14 protein-coding genes and 1 pseudogene are annotated in these 13,874 nt (G+C 71.6%); 8 read left to right on the forward strand and 7 right to left on the reverse strand.

The window, feature by feature from the left end:
* Positions 1–104 precede the first annotated feature (104 nt).
* Positions 105–821 carry a zinc ABC transporter ATP-binding protein AztA gene (gene aztA, locus ACIBJE_RS08780; RefSeq protein WP_396745125.1) on the reverse strand — a complete coding sequence of 239 codons (717 nt, stop codon included), beginning with the start codon at positions 819–821 and terminating at the stop codon, positions 105–107.
* Between the two features lie 51 nt (positions 822–872).
* Here aztA and aztB point away from each other — a divergent pair, with 51 nt between their 5' ends.
* From aztB to aztD, 4 genes are all read left to right on the forward strand, one after another.
* Complete coding sequence (aztB, locus tag ACIBJE_RS08785; RefSeq protein WP_396745606.1) at positions 873–1,751, forward strand: zinc ABC transporter permease AztB; 879 nt, start codon at positions 873–875, stop codon at positions 1,749–1,751.
* Complete coding sequence (locus tag ACIBJE_RS08790) at positions 1,748–2,938, forward strand: hypothetical protein (protein ID WP_396745128.1); 1,191 nt, start codon at positions 1,748–1,750, stop codon at positions 2,936–2,938. Before aztB ends, ACIBJE_RS08790 begins: the two co-directional genes overlap by 4 nt.
* Positions 2,935–3,849 carry a zinc ABC transporter substrate-binding protein AztC gene (gene aztC / locus ACIBJE_RS08795; protein ID WP_396745131.1) on the forward strand — a complete coding sequence of 305 codons (915 nt, stop codon included), beginning with the start codon at positions 2,935–2,937 and terminating at the stop codon, positions 3,847–3,849. The genes ACIBJE_RS08790 and aztC overlap by 4 nt, the downstream gene beginning before the upstream one ends.
* Before the next feature lie 78 nt (positions 3,850–3,927).
* Entirely contained in the window at positions 3,928–5,109 is a 1,182-nt protein-coding gene (gene aztD / locus ACIBJE_RS08800) for a zinc metallochaperone AztD (protein WP_396745134.1), read from the forward strand.
* Positions 5,110–5,265: 156 nt separating this feature from the next.
* On the opposite strand, the gene ACIBJE_RS08805 is transcribed toward aztD, so the two are convergent.
* A complete protein-coding gene (locus ACIBJE_RS08805; protein WP_396745137.1) occupies positions 5,266–5,577 on the reverse strand; it encodes a hypothetical protein in 312 nt (103 codons plus the stop codon).
* A gap of 319 nt (positions 5,578–5,896) precedes the next feature.
* Complete coding sequence (gene map, locus ACIBJE_RS08810; protein WP_396745140.1) at positions 5,897–6,715, reverse strand: type I methionyl aminopeptidase; 819 nt, start codon at positions 6,713–6,715, stop codon at positions 5,897–5,899.
* A gap of 74 nt (positions 6,716–6,789) precedes the next feature.
* On the opposite strand from map, the gene ACIBJE_RS08815 reads away from it, so the two are divergent.
* Together ACIBJE_RS08815 and ACIBJE_RS08820 are read left to right on the forward strand one after the other, a co-directional pair.
* Positions 6,790–7,056: a helix-turn-helix domain-containing protein gene (locus ACIBJE_RS08815; RefSeq protein WP_396745143.1), complete on the forward strand. Its 267-nt coding sequence runs from the start codon at positions 6,790–6,792 to the stop codon at positions 7,054–7,056.
* 164 nt (positions 7,057–7,220) lie between these two features.
* Positions 7,221–7,823, forward strand: a pseudogene (locus ACIBJE_RS08820) (SPFH domain-containing protein); the annotation flags it as partial.
* A 37-nt stretch (positions 7,824–7,860) separates the two neighbouring features.
* Here the strand turns inward: ACIBJE_RS08820 and ACIBJE_RS08825 are convergent.
* Positions 7,861–8,280, reverse strand: a complete 420-nt coding sequence (locus ACIBJE_RS08825; RefSeq protein WP_396745146.1) for a YchJ family protein — start codon at positions 8,278–8,280, stop codon at positions 7,861–7,863.
* Between the two features lie 170 nt (positions 8,281–8,450).
* On the opposite strand from ACIBJE_RS08825, the gene rnhA reads away from it, so the two are divergent.
* Positions 8,451–8,948 (forward strand): ribonuclease HI, encoded by a 498-nt coding sequence (gene rnhA / locus ACIBJE_RS08830; RefSeq protein WP_396745149.1) that lies wholly within the window; start codon positions 8,451–8,453, stop codon positions 8,946–8,948.
* Positions 8,949–8,979: 31 nt separating this feature from the next.
* Here the strand turns inward: rnhA and ACIBJE_RS08835 are convergent, their stop codons facing one another.
* From ACIBJE_RS08835 to ACIBJE_RS08845, 3 genes are all read right to left on the reverse strand, one after another.
* Entirely contained in the window at positions 8,980–9,210 is a 231-nt protein-coding gene (locus ACIBJE_RS08835) for a hypothetical protein (protein WP_396745152.1), read from the reverse strand.
* Positions 9,211–9,335: 125 nt separating this feature from the next.
* Positions 9,336–9,620: a hypothetical protein gene (locus tag ACIBJE_RS08840; protein ID WP_396745154.1), complete on the reverse strand. Its 285-nt coding sequence runs from the start codon at positions 9,618–9,620 to the stop codon at positions 9,336–9,338.
* A gap of 441 nt (positions 9,621–10,061) precedes the next feature.
* Complete coding sequence (locus ACIBJE_RS08845; protein WP_396745157.1) at positions 10,062–10,871, reverse strand: SDR family oxidoreductase; 810 nt, start codon at positions 10,869–10,871, stop codon at positions 10,062–10,064.
* A 189-nt stretch (positions 10,872–11,060) separates the two neighbouring features.
* Here ACIBJE_RS08845 and ACIBJE_RS08850 point away from each other — a divergent pair, with 189 nt between their 5' ends.
* Positions 11,061–13,868, forward strand: a complete 2,808-nt coding sequence (locus tag ACIBJE_RS08850; protein WP_396745159.1) for an exo-alpha-sialidase — start codon at positions 11,061–11,063, stop codon at positions 13,866–13,868.
* The last annotated feature ends 6 nt before the right edge of the window (positions 13,869–13,874 follow it).

The raw sequence follows: 13,874 nt of genomic DNA on the forward strand, positions 1-13,874 counted from the left end.
ACAACCCTCGCGCGAGATGGAGAATATTGCCGACCCGCCGGCAGCGCTAGTACCTGTTGCGAAGTGGAAATCGCCTGGTCCGGTGTCGACGACGGACCAGGCGATCACGCCCTGGGGTCCTGGACCCTCACATCTGCGGACGAGGCGGTCAAGGACACGGCTCGGGGCTCGTCCGCGTCGACCGACAGCGTGGCGACGGCATTCGGCATGGCGGCCTCGAGGTGTACGGTGCGCTCGGCGAGCGCGGCCTCGGCGGGGTCGTGGCTGGCGATGACCACTGCCGCGCCGGCAAGGACGCGTTCGGCGAGCAGTTCGTGGACACGCTGCCGGTTGCGGGTGTCGAGGGCGGCTGTCGGCTCGTCCAGGACGTAGACGTCGGCGTCCTGGACGAGCGCCTGCGCGACGAGAGTGCGCTGGCGCTGGCCGCCGGACAGTTCGCGGAGCCGCCGGCGGGCCAGATGGGCGATGTCCAGCCGTTGCATGATCATCGCCACCGAGGCGCGATCGTCGCGGCTGAGGCGGCGGCGCAGCGTGAACCGTCCGATCTGCACGCATTCGGCGACCGTCAGCGGAAGAGCGTCGATGTCGCTGGTGCGCTGTGGCAGCAGGGCGAGGCGGGTCCCCGGCCGGCGGCGGACGCTGCCTTCGGTCGGCTCCTCGACGCCGGCCAGCAGGTGCAGCAGCGTGCTCTTGCCCGAGCCGTTCGCGCCGGTCAGGGCCAGCGTGGACCCGGATTCGACGCGCAGGTTCACGTCGTGCAGTACGGGGACGCCGGCGTATCGGAAGCCGACATGCTCGGCGGTCAGGACGTCGAGGCTCAACCCGCCCCCTTAATGGTAGTCGTTTTCAGTGTCAGTATAGTCGGCCGGGTGATGTCGTCCCTGGTCGAGCCGTTCACCGTGTCCTTCGTCGTCCGCGCGCTCGTCGGCGGCGTGCTGTTGGCCGCGGTGTGCGCGCTGGTCGGCGTGTGGGTGATCGCGCGCGGAATGACCTTCCTCGGGGAGGCGATGAGCCACGGCATGCTGCCGGGGGTCGCGATCGCGTCGATCCTCGGCGGCAACCTCGTTGTCGGGGCCGCTGCCAGCGCCTTCGCCATGGCGGTCGGGGTCAACGCCCTGCGGCACAGCCGCGAGTTCGGGCGCGACACCAGCATCGGGCTGCTGTTCGTCGGGATGCTGTCGGTCGGGGTCATCGTCGTGTCGCACTCGCGGTCGTTCGCGACCGACCTGACGGCCTTCCTGTTCGGCGACGTGCTGGCGATCCGATGGCCTGACCTGCTGATGCTGGGCGTCGCCGTCGCCCTGGTCGCGGCGGTCTCCGCCGCGTACTACCGGCCGTTCCTCGCCCTGACCTTCGACGCGCGTAAGGCCCGGACGCTCGGCCTGCGCCCGGGTCTCGCCAACGCGGTGATGCTGGCGCTGCTCACCATCACGATGGCGGTCGCCTTCAGCGTCGTGGGTACCCTGCTCGCCTTCGGCATGCTGATCGCACCGTCGGCGGCGGCCATGCTCGTGGCGCGACGGCTGCCCGCCCTGATGCTGACCAGCTTCGTGATCGGCTCGGCCGCCACCGTGATCGGCCTGTGGATCTCCTGGTACGCCGCGACCGCCGCCGGCGCCACGATCGCCGCCGTCGCCGTACTGATCTTCTTCACGATCCTCGGGGCACGCCGGGTCACGACCGCAGTGCTGCGTCGCCGGTCGGCGACCCCCTCGCCCACCGCTGTCCCCTCGCTGGAAGGAAGTTCGTGATCATCACCAGCGCCAGGCGCCTCGCCTGCACCGCAGCCCTGAGCATCACGCTCGCGATGTCCGCGTGCGGCTCGACGAACGAACAACAGACCGCCGAAGAGAAACCACACGGCTACGTCGCCGGCGCCGAGGAGTTGTCCGAGGCACAGTCGGCCATCGCGTACGCGACCCGCGGCGCCCGGCGGCTGCACCTGCTCGACCTGGCCACCGCGTCGGAGAAGGAGGTCAGCCTGTCGCACGGCGCCGAGCGGGTCACCGAGGACGGCCGTTTCGTCTACGTCGGCGACGGTGAGCGCAAACTCGAGATCGTCGACGCCGGGGTGTGGACGGTGGATCACACGGACCACGTCCACTACTACCGGGCGCCGGCCCGCTCGGTCGGCGTCCTGACGCTCGACGCCCCGGTCCGGACGATCGCCGGCTCCGGGGCCCACACCACCATCGGTACGGCCGACGGGAAGGTCACCGTGCTCGACCGCCGCGAACTCGAAGCCGGCAAGGTCGCCACACTGGCCACGATCGACTCCCGCAGCTCGACGGCGCTGGCGGTGCCGTACGCGGACCAGCTCCTCGTCGCCGTCGGCGACGATCCGGCCCGGCCGGCGAGCCGCATCACCGCCATGAACGAGCGCGGCGAGCCGACCGGCGCCCTGGATGTTCCGTGCGCGGCGCCGCGCGGCTGGGCGGTCCTGCGCGGCGGCGCGGTCGTCGCCTGCGAGGACAGTCTCGTACGCGTCAAGCTCGAGGGCGAGAAACTCACCGCCAAGGTGCTGGACAGCCCACGCTCCCCGGTTTCAGCGGACACGTTCGGGTACCGCCCGCGTAGCAACGAGGCCGCGGTCGCTGATCGCGCCGGAATCTGGTCGGTGAACGCCGCCAAGGCCACCCTGCGGTACCTCCCGGCCACCGGACGTGAGCTGGTAGCGGCGGTGTCACCGGCGGACGGCAGCACGGTGCTCGCCATCGACACGTCCGGCACTCTGATCAGCTACGACCTCGCGACCGGAAAGCTCCTCGCGCAGAAGTCCGTGTCGGCCGCGAACCTCACGCTCGATGTCAACCGCGCCTACCTGGCCGAGCCGGCTGCCCGGATCATCCATGAGATCGACTACCGCGACGGCCTGCGCACGGCCCGCACCATACGGGTCGCCGAGCGGCCGGATCTCGTCGTGGAGGTCGGCCGGTGAGGGCATCCAAACTCCTGACGGCGCTCGCCGCCGCGGCTGTCCTGCTGGCCGGCGGAACCGCCTGCACCTCGCCGGACCGGGCGCGCATCGTCGTGACCACGAACATCCTCGGCGACGTCGTCGCGGAGATCGTCGGCGACCAGGCCGAGGTCAGCGTGCTCATGAAGCCGAACGCCGACCCGCACTCGTTCGCCATCTCGGCACGGGAGGCGCACGCCATGCAGACGGCCGACCTGCTCGTCTACAACGGCCTCGGGCTCGAGGAGGGCGTGCTGCACCATGTGACGGCCGCGAGATCCGAGGGCACCCCCACCGTCGAGGTGGGTGCGCGGATCGATCCGTTGAAGTACCAGGACGGCGACGCCGCCGGGCTTCCCGATCCGCACTTCTGGACCGACCCGGCGCGCGTCGTCACCGCGGTGCGGCTGCTGACCGACGAGATCATCACGCATGTCGACGGCGTGGACGCCGATGTCGTCCGGCAGCGTGCCGACTCGTACACGGGCGAAGTGAGCGAGTTCGACGTCAAGCTGGCCGAGCGCTTCGCCGGGATTCCGGCGAAGCGCCGGGTCCTGGTCACCAACCACCATGTCTTCGGCTACCTCGCCCAACGCTACGACCTCACGGTCGTCGGCGCGATCATCCCGAGCGGGACGACCCTGGCGTCGCCGAGCGCCTCCGACCTCGCCTCGCTGGTCACTGCCATCGAAACCCACCACGTGCCGGCCATCTTCGCCGACACCGCCCAACCCGCGCGCATCGCCGAGGTCCTCGCCGCCGAGGCCGGCATCAAGGTACGTGTCGTCGGGCTGTACTCGGAATCACTGAGCGACGTGGACGGCGACGCCGCCAGCTACCTGGACATGATGCGCTTCAACTCCGAGGCGATCATCGGCGGTCTGAGCGGCTGACCCCCGGTGGCGCCCGTGCGGGCACCCTCCCGTACATTTGTTGAAAATGATTGCCATTCCCGTTGGAAGGAAGCAGTAGTGATCCGACGCAGAAGTCATGGTCTGGCCGCGCTGATGGTCGCCTCACTGGCACTCACCGCCTGCGCGTCCGAAACGAGGAGCGAGAGTGCATCCCCCTCCGCCTCGTCCACCACCGCCTCGGTGCAGGAGCCGGTGGCGGTCACCTACGAGGGCGGCATCTACGTGCTCGACGGCGAGACCCTGAAGGTGGCGCACACCGTCGCCCTCGACGGGTTCAACCGGTTGAACCCGGCCGGCAACGACACCGGTGTCTTCGTCTCGACCGAGCGCGGCTTCCAGGTGCTCGACGCCGTCGCCGGCAAGATGACCGACATCACCTACCCCGGCGCTAAGCCCGGCCACGTCGTGCTGCACGGCGACCGCACCATCCTGTTCACCGACGGAACCGGAGAGGTGCACAGCTTCGACCCGAAGGACCTCGTCGACGGCAAGCCCACCGGACGCCAGTACAAGACCGCCCAGCCGCACCACGGCGTAGCGGTCGAACTGGGCGACGGCACCCTCGTGGTCACTCTTGGCACCGAGGAGTCCCGGCCCGGCGCGATCGCGCTCGACAAGGACGGCAAGGAGATCGCCCGCAGCGAGGAATGCCCCGGCGTCCACGGCGAAGCCGTCGCCCAGGGCGAGGTCGTCGGATTCGGCTGCAAGGACGGGGTCCTGCTGTTCAAGAACGGTGCCTTCGTCAAGGTCAAGAGCGACCGGGCGTACGGCGCGGTCGGCACCCAGGTCGGCAGCGACGCCTCGCCCGTCCTGCTCGGCGACTACAAGATCGAACCGGACGCGGAGCGTGAGTTCCCCGGGCAGTTCGCGCTGATCGACACCGCCGCGAACTCGCTGAAGGTGGTGCCGATGCCCGAGGGCGTCAGCTACAGCTTCCGCTCACTGGCCCGCGGCCCGAAGGGCGAGGGCCTGATCCTCGGCACCGACGGCAAGTTGCACGTGATCGATCCCGGTGCCGGCACGTTCACCAGCGCATGGCCCGTGGTCGCTGCCTGGAAGGAGCCGATGGACTGGCAGGAACCTCGCCCGGCCCTGTTCGTCCGCGGCGACACCGCCTACGTCACCGAGCCCGCCGCCAAGAAGGTGCACCGGCTCGACCTCACCACCGGCAAGATCGTCGGCTCGGTGGAGCTGGCCGCGACTCCCAACGAGATCAGCGGAACGCTGTCGGCCCACTGAGTTCCAGGATCCCGGCGGCAGAGGCGTCCTCGCCCTACCGCCGGGGGACCGGCCCGAAGCGACCTGTATCTGGCCAAGAGTGCCCCACAATCGCAGAGTCGCTCCCCGGGTGCCCGTCGAACCGCACCCGGGGCGGGACGGGGGCTTCCCGGCCGGTCAGGCCGCCCGCAGTCCCGACCCGGGCACCCGCCGAGGCATCCGCACCCCGTCGGAGGAGGAGCCGTCGGCCGGGGAGACCGTGGAGGACTTCCCGGCGTCCTGCCGGGACAGCCGCATCGCCCGTTCTGCCTGACGCAGGGCCGGGCACGGTCCGGGCTCGTCGGGGCAGCCGAGGTTTCCGCACCGGCCGGACGCGTCGAGCTGGTGGGCGCGTGCCACGTCGAAGCCGAGCCGCCACAGCAGCGGGTCGGTCACATCGTCGGGAAGGCCGACCTGCTGACTGGGATAGTTCTGGGAGGCGCTGGGCACGGGTACCCCTCTCGTCGACGTCGACCTGATGGTTCACCACCTCCACCAACGCTAAACCCCACGCGCACCATGGGTTCTGCGAGCTGGATCACCGGTCTGCCCCGGCTGTCCTCCGACGAACTCACGGTTGTCGTGGTCCCCCATCTACCCTCCGCCACCACCGGAGCCACCAGGGCACCCGGATCGCTGTCTCTCCCAGCGTCCCGAACGAGCCCAAAGGAGGCCCCGGCCATGCGTCGGAGACTCGCCGCGCTTCGGGAAGTTGCGGCAGGCCCAGCCCCGGGAACGCCCTGGGTCACGGCTCGTGGCGGGCAGTGGGTCAGGAGGCTGTGGCGGGCTTCCTGGTGGGATCGGCCGAGGTGACGCCGTGCGTGGGGCGGCGGGTCAGGACCTGGGGGCCGGAAGCCGTGATGGCGACCGTGTGTTCGGAGTGGGCGGTGCGGGAGCCGTCGGCGGAGCGGATCGTCCAGCCGTCCTTGTCGAACGTGATCTTGTCGGTGGAGCGGCAGAACCAGGGCTCGATGGCGATGGTGAGGCCCGGTACGAGTTTCATGCCGCGCCGGGCGCGGCCGTCGTTGGAGACGTGCGGGGCCTCGTGCATGGTGCGGCCGATGCCGTGGCCCCCGAACTCGGCGTTGACGCGGTAGCCGTAGGAGCGGGCGACGTCGCCGATCGCGGCGGAGATGTCGCCGAGGCGGCCGCCGGGCTGGGCGGCGGTGATGGCGGCCTCCAGCGCGACCTCGGTGGCCTCGATGAGCTTCAGGTCGGCCGGGTCGGGCGTGCCGACGACGACGGAGAGCGCGGAGTCGGCGACCCAGCCGTCGATGCCGACCGCCATGTCGATGCTGAGCAGGTCACCGTCCCGCAGGACATAGTCGTGCGGCAGGCCGTGCAGCACCGCGTCGTTGACCGACAGGCACAGCACGTTGCGGAACGGGCCACGGCCGAACGAAGGGGCGTAGTCCCAGTAGCAGGATTCGGCGCCGCGTTCGGAGATCCGGCGGCGGGCATGGTGTTCGAGGTCCATCAGGTTGACGCCGACTGCGGCGACACCGCTCAGCTCGGCGAGCAACTCGCCGACGAACTGGCCGGTCACCGCCATCCGGCCGATCTCCTCGGCGGACTTGAGCTCGATCACGACAGCCTCCCTCTCCGTTTGCGGTATTTTTATACCACGTCAGGCCGGGAATGCTCCGGGGGTATCCTGCTGGCATGGTTCGCCAACCACTCACCGCCGAACAGATCGCAGCAGGCCAGCGCCTCGGAGCCGCCCTCCGGGCCGCGCGGACCGGCCGCAGCCTCGTCGAGGTGGCTCTGGCAGCCGGCATCTCCCCCGAGACGCTGCGCAAGATCGAGGCGGGCCGCCTTCCCGCACCGGCGTTCGGCACCGTGGTCTGCCTCAGCCAGGCCCTCGACGTCCCCCTCAGCGACCTGGCCGATGTGTGGCTGGCCGACATGCCCGTCCGCCAGGCGTCCTAGCGATCAGCCGCCCCGGAGCCAGGGCGACCCGACGTCGTGGCCGCCGGAGCGGTCGGAGCCGACAGCCGGTGGCCCGGCCCGGGAGCGGGACTTCGGGAGTGGCCGGCGGCGCAACGGGTAACCGCCGGCTCGGGGAAGTGGGGCCTGCCGGAACCGGAGGGGACATGGTAGCCGCCATCATCGGTCTGGCCGTCGTCGTCCTGGTGACGGTCCTGCTGGTGGCGAGCGTCCGGGTGGTGCAGCAGCACCAGCGCGGAGTCGTCTTCCGCTTCGGGCGGGTACACCACCGGATCCGTCAGCCAGGCCTGCACCTGATCGTGCCGGCCGCCGACCGGATGGTCCGGGTGAGCGTGCAGACCGTGGTGAGCCAGATCCCGGCGCAGAGCGCGATCACCCGGGACAACGTGCCCCTCACCGTCGACATGGTCGTCCGGCACCGGGTGGTCGACCCGGTGAAGGCGCTGGTCGACGTGCGCGACTACCCGTCGGCTCTGCTCCAGGTGGCGCGGACCGCCCTGCGGTCGGTGATCGGCGGGGCGGATCTCGACACCGTCATCGGCGACCGGGAACGGATCAACGCCGCGCTGAGCGCGGCCGTGGACGGGCCGTGCGGGCGACCCTGGGGCGTGCTGGTCGAGCGGGCCGAGGTGCGGGACGTGGTCCTGCCCGAGTCGCTGACCCGGGCCCTGTGCCGCCAGGCCGAGGCGGAGCGGGAGCGGCGGGCCCGGGTGACCGCCGCCGACGGCGAGGCCCAGGCCCCCCACCGGGGCGGCACGGCCGGCTGATCGCCGGTGCCGGGCGGGGTCAAGCGCCGTCGGTCAGCCCGTCGAGGTAGGCCCACTCCCCGCCCTCGCGGCGGAATCGGCTGCGTTCGTGCAGCGTGCCGGGACGGCCCCGGTCCCGGTAGTGGGCCCGGAACTCCACCGTGCCGGTGGTGTCGAAGAGGCCGCCACCGTCCGTCGCGAGCACCTCGAGCCGGGTCCACCGCATCCCGGGGTCGAGGCTCAGTTCGGCCGGCCGGGTACGGGGATGCCAGCTACGCAGCAGGTGGTCGACGTCGCCGACGGCGAAGGCGGAGAACCGGGACCGCATCAGCGCCTCGGCCGTCGCCGCGCTGGTCTCGGCGCGGTGCAGCGGTGCGCAGCACTCGCCGTAGCCGCGCCCCGTGCCGCACGGGCACGCCGAGGTGTCCGTCGTCCTGCGTCCCGTGCCGCGCCCACCCACCGGGCCATTCTGTCCGAGCGGTCCGCCGCCTCGGACACCGGGCGTCGACCCGCCCGCCGGGATCGCCGCGCACTGTCCGAGCGGTCCGCCGCGTCGGGCACCGGGCGTCGACCCGCCCGCCGGGATCGCCGCGCGCGGGGGACCGGGACGCTGGCGGTAGGTTGCCGGGCATGGTGGAGACGACGGTCGACCCGGGCGGGGCGACGACCGGCAGGGTCGTGGAGATCTGGACCGACGGGGCGTGCAGCGGGAACCCGGGACCGGGCGGCTGGGGAGCGGTGCTGCGCTACGGTGCCCACGAGCGGGAGATCAGCGGGGGTGAGTCGACCGCGACGACCAACAACCGGATGGAGCTGATGGCCGCCATCCGGGCCCTGGAGAGCCTAACCCGCCCGGTCACCGTACGGATCCACACCGACAGCACCTACGTGCGCAACGGCATCACCGGCTGGCTCGCCTCCTGGAAGCGCAACGGGTGGCTCACCGCCGCCCGCCAGCCGGTGAAGAACGCCGACCTGTGGCAGCGGCTGGAGGCCGCCTGCGACCGGCACGAGGTGACCTGGCACTGGGTGAAGGGGCACAGCGGGCACCCGGAGAACGAACGGGCCGACGCGCTGGCCAACCGGGGCATGACCGAGGCCCGGGCGGTGCGCGGCGGTTCACGCTGAGCCGGTCCGGAACCGGTCCGGCCGTGACCGGCTACTCGTACCGGGCCGGATCCGAACTGCCGGAGACGTCGTCGACGTCGTAGCCGGCCCGGCTGGTCGTGGTCGCCGGCCGTCCCTCGTCGGGTGCCGGCCCGCCGAGGTCGTCGCCGGTGTCGTCGGTGCTCCGCAACGATTCTCCCGGCGGTCGGAGTGACGCCTCGAACGCGGTGGTGCCGTCCGGTTCGTCGGTGGCCGCGCGATCCCTGCGCTCATCGGTTCCCATGCCGCACTCCTGCCCGCGCCGTCGCGGCGCAAACGTCGACCGACCGACCGGCATGTCGACCGACCGGCATGTCGACCGACCGACCGGCACGTCGACCGACCGACCGGCACGCCGGCCGGTCGCCGTCAGCGTCGCCGCCGGTCGTCGATCTCGGTGTGGTCCTCGCCGGGCCGGGCGCCGATCGCCTCCTCGGCAGCCTGACCGTCGGTCGCCGTGTCGCCCAGGTCGAGGTCGCTGCGGGGCATGTCCTCGACACCGGTCACCGTGCCGGTGCCGCGCCGGGGACCGGACTCGCGGGAGTCGCCGGTCCGGCCCGGCCGTACCCCGGTCGCGTCGACCCGCCCGCCGGCGGTCTCGCCGGGCAGGTGATCGGCGCGGGACCGGGCCACCCGCCGTACGTCGTCGCTCATCTCATTCCTCCGTCCCTCCGACGGGTGCGTCGACCGTGCCGCGACGCCACCCGTGACGGCCTTGTGCGCGCATTCCCGTCGGGCCGGCCGGGAAACCACCGGACGAGCCCGCCGAATCGTGCCGTACGCCGATCGTTCCGCGACGATTGACCATTCGGCTGACAACGGAATCGTGTCGGTCATTCTGCGGTTGTCGGGGGCGATACCGAATCGTTGCCGATGCATGACAACCAATCCCGCCGTTACCGGAACGATTCGTTCGCGGGCCGGAGAGAGCATTATGGTCGACCGTGGGAACCGGTGACATATCCGGTTTCCACGGCACATGTATGTGGCGGGGGAGGAACGCCGGAGGTTGGGCCACCCCTCCGTGCGACCGGGGCATCCCGAGCCCCCGGGGCAGGCCGACAGAGGAGGCGTCGGCCTGCCCCGGGTCACCGGTCACCCCGACCGCCACTCGTCCGAGGGCAGATGGGACCCGGCCTGCGGCCCCATCATCAGCATCCCGCCGTCCACCGGCCAGGACGCTCCGGTGACGTACGCGGCGGCCGGCGAGGCGAGCAGCGCCACCACCGCCGCGACCTCCCGGGCGTCCCCCGGCCGCCCCACCGGCACGCCGGGACGGTCCTCAGTGAACGGGTCGACGTCCTTTTGCCCGGTCATCGGGGTGGCGATCTCGCCCGGGGCGACCGCGTTGACGGTGATCCCGTCCGCCGCCAGTTCCTGCGCCATCACCTTCGTCAGCAACCCGAGCCCGCCCTTGGCCGCGCAGTACGCCGCCGAGCCGACCCGGGGCGCGTGCTCGTGCACGCTGGTGATGTTGACGATCCGCCCACCGCGTCCGGCGGCCTGCATCCGCCGCGCCGCCCGTTGACCACAGAGGAACGGCCCGTCCAGGTCGACCGCGAGCACCTCCCGCCACTGTTCCCACGCGGTGTCCACGAAGGGGGTGGACGCGCCGGTCCCGGCGTTGTTGACCAGCACCCCGATCCCACCGAGCCGGTCGGCCAACTCGTCGACGACCGACGCCGCCTCCGGTAACCGGGTGAGGTCCAGGTGGGCGGTCTCGGCCCGGCGGCCGGCCGCGCGTACCTCCTCGGCGGTGCGTTCCGCCCCCTCGGCGTCGGAGTGCCAGGTGACGCCGACGTCGAAGCCGGCCCCGGCCAGGGCGGCGGCGCAGGCCCGGCCGATGCCGGAGTCGCCGCCGGTGACGACCGCGATCCGGGGATAGTTTTCATAACGGTTTGGCATGCGCTACCCGTACCCCCGGCCACCGCACCTACTCCCACCTGCGCGGGACGGATCGTCGACGGACCGCCGGGGCAGGGCCACCGGCCGGGGGATTGTCTGCCGAGATCCGCTCTGAGATCCTCCACACCGGACGCTGCCAGTGGCGGTCGCCAATCCGGCGCCGGACCCGGGCGGCAGGAGGGACCCCTCGTGAAGCGCAGACGTCGCCACCTCTTCGTAGGACTCGCGGTCGCGGCCCTGGTAGCCACGACCGGCGCCGCGGGCATCCACCTCGCCGGCGCCGAGGTCGCACCGGCGGCCGCTCCGGTCGGTGGGGAGATGCCCGGCCGGTTGGGCGCCCACCTCCAGCGACTGCACCAGTCCGTGCCGGGCAACACCGGCATGGCGCCCGAAGGCCCCGGGTACGCCGCCCAGCAGGAGTTCCTGGAGCGGGCCTACCCGGCCGCCGGGATCACCGTCGCCCAGATGGACCGCTCGCGGGACGCGTACGCCCGGGCCGAGCGGCGCGGCGGCGCGGCGCGGGGCGGTCCGACCAGCCGGTGGACCAACATCGGCCCCAGCGAGGCGCTCTACCCGTTCACCGAGTTCCGCAACGCGTGGAACTACGTGCCGAACGAGTACGTCGCCGGTGGCCGGGTCACCTCCATCGACATCGCCCCGGACTGCAAGCCGCTGCTGTGCCGGGCGTACGCCACCCCGGCCGGCGGCGGCGTGTGGGGCACGCTGAACATCCTCGCCCCCCAACCCAACTGGATCTACCTCGGCGGCCCGCTCGGCATCAACGCCGCCGGCGCGGTCGTCATCGACCGCAACGACCCGACCGGTCTGACCGTCTACGTCGGTACCGGCGAGGCGAACACCTGCGCCTCCGGCTGCGTCGCGGGCGTCGGCCTGTACAAGTCCACCAACGGGGGTCTCACCTGGCAGGGCCCGCTCGGCAAGGACTCCCTCGCCGGCAAGGGCATCGGCGAGATCACCATCAAGCCGGGCGACCCGAAGACCCTCTACGTCGCCACCACCACCGCGCTGCGCGGCATGTCCAGCTCCTGCTGCACCGGGGTGACCCGTCCGGTGCCGGACGCCGCCAAGTGGGGCCTCTACAAGTCCACCGACGGCGGCAAGCGGTGGACGTTCCTGCACAACGGCTCGGCCAACGCCACCGAGTGCACCGGCAACGCCGCCGAGTACAACAACACCACCGCCTGCTCGCCGCGCGGGGTCCGCTACGTCAAGCTCGACCCGCGTGACCCGCAGGTCGTCTACGCCTCCTCGTACGCCCGGGGCGTCTGGCGCTCGCCGGACGGCGGCACCACCTGGACGCAGATCAAGGAGTCGCTGAACCGGGCCGTCTTCCAGACGCGCGCCGCGATCGACGTCACCGCGCTGCCGAACGGCAAGACCCGGATGTACGTCTACGAGGGCAACATCGGCAACCCGTACTCGCGGCTGTTCCGCAGCGACGACGTGGCCGGCGCGACGCCGACCTTCACCGACCTGACCAGCTCCAACCCGGCCGACCCGGGCTACGCCACCTACAACCAGTGCACCGGCCAGTGCTGGTACGACGTGTTCGTGCACACCCCCAAGGGGCACCCGGACATCGTCTACACCGGCGGGTCGTACGTCTACGGCGAGACCGTGGCGAACAAGCGGGCGGTGGTCCTCTCCACCGACGCCGGGGTCAGCGGCACCGACATGACCTACGACGGCACCGACGAGCTGCACCCCAACGGCATGCACCCCGACCAGCACGCGCTCGTCACCAATCCGCGCAACCCGTACCAGTTCTTCGAGGCCGGCGACGGCGGCCTGGTGCGTTCCAGCGGCCAGTTCGTGGACCGCTCGGCGTGGTGCGACAACCCGGACCGTGGCCTGGTCACCGACGCGCAGAAGGGCCGCTGCCAGCAGATGCTCTCCCGGATTCCCACGAAGATCGAGGGGATCAACAAGGGCATGACGACGTTGCAGTACATCAGCCTCTCGGTGAGCCCGCACGACCACACCCTGTTGCAGGGCGGCACCCAGGACAACGGCACCTGGGAGAACAAGGGCCAGCGCAAGCAGTGGGTCAACACGATGATCGGTGACGGTGGCGCCTCCGGCTTCGACGTCGGCAAGCCCGAGTTCCGGTTCCACACCTTCTACGACGCCACCCCCGAGGTGAATTTCGCGGGCGGGGACACCGGTAGCTGGATCTCGGTCTCCGACCCGATCTTCGGCCACCCGGGCACGCTCTTCTACGCCCCGGTGATCAGCGACCCGAAGGTCAGCGGCACCATGTTCGCCGGCACCGGGCGCACGGTCTACCGCACCAAGACCTTCGGCCTGGGCGACCGGACCGTCGAGGAGGCGAACCGGATCTGCAACACCTGGACCGGCACGTACGAGGCGCAGTGCGGTGACTGGGCGGAGCTGGGCGCCACCCGGCTCACCGACGCCGCCTGGGGCGACCGGGCCGGCGGCGCGGTCTCGGTGGTCGAGCGGGTCGCCGGCAACTCGTCGACCGCGTACGCGGCCACCAGCACCGGCCGGGTGTTCGTCAGCCACAACGTGGACGCCGAGCCGGCGTCGGCGGTGACCTGGACCAGGATCGACACGACCAACACCCCGAACCGCTTCGTCACCAGCATCCACGTCGACCCGGCGAACCCGAACCGGATGTGGATCTCCTACAGCGGCTTCGGTTCGAACACCCCGGGCACCCCGGGGCACCTGTTCGAGGTGACCGTGGCCGGTTCCGGGGCCACCTGGGCGGACCGGTCGTACGACTTCGGCGACCAGCCGGCCACCGACCTGGTCCGCGACGACGTGACCGGCGACCTGTACGCGTCCACCGACTTCGGTGTGCTGCGGCTGGCCCGGGGCGGCACGAGCTGGACCCCCGCCGCCGCCGGCATGCCGAACGTGGAGGTCGCCGGGCTGACCGTCGTGCCCGGCAAGCGGATCCTCTACGCCGCCTCGCACGGGCTCGGCGCCTGGCAGCTCACCCTCCGCTAGGCGGTG

The sequence above is a fragment of the Micromonospora sp. NPDC050187 genome (assembly GCF_044459745.1).
In the GTDB taxonomy this organism is placed as follows: domain Bacteria; phylum Actinomycetota; class Actinomycetes; order Mycobacteriales; family Micromonosporaceae; genus Micromonospora.

What these genes read in the sequence shown, in the direction of transcription:
- aztB (WP_396745606.1), top strand. Translation starts at nt 873, where the DNA reads ATGTCGTCCCTGGTCGAGCCGTTCACCGTGTCCTTCGTCGTCCGCGCG.
- ACIBJE_RS08815 (WP_396745143.1), top strand. Translation starts at nt 6,790, where the DNA reads ATGGTTCGCCAACCACTCACCGCCGAACAGATCGCAGCAGGCCAGCGC.
- rnhA (WP_396745149.1), top strand. Translation starts at nt 8,451, where the DNA reads ATGGTGGAGACGACGGTCGACCCGGGCGGGGCGACGACCGGCAGGGTC.
- ACIBJE_RS08835 (WP_396745152.1), bottom strand. Translation starts at nt 9,210, where the DNA reads ATGGGAACCGATGAGCGCAGGGATCGCGCGGCCACCGACGAACCGGAC.
- ACIBJE_RS08840 (WP_396745154.1), bottom strand. Translation starts at nt 9,620, where the DNA reads ATGAGCGACGACGTACGGCGGGTGGCCCGGTCCCGCGCCGATCACCTG.
- ACIBJE_RS08845 (WP_396745157.1), bottom strand. Translation starts at nt 10,871, where the DNA reads ATGCCAAACCGTTATGAAAACTATCCCCGGATCGCGGTCGTCACCGGC.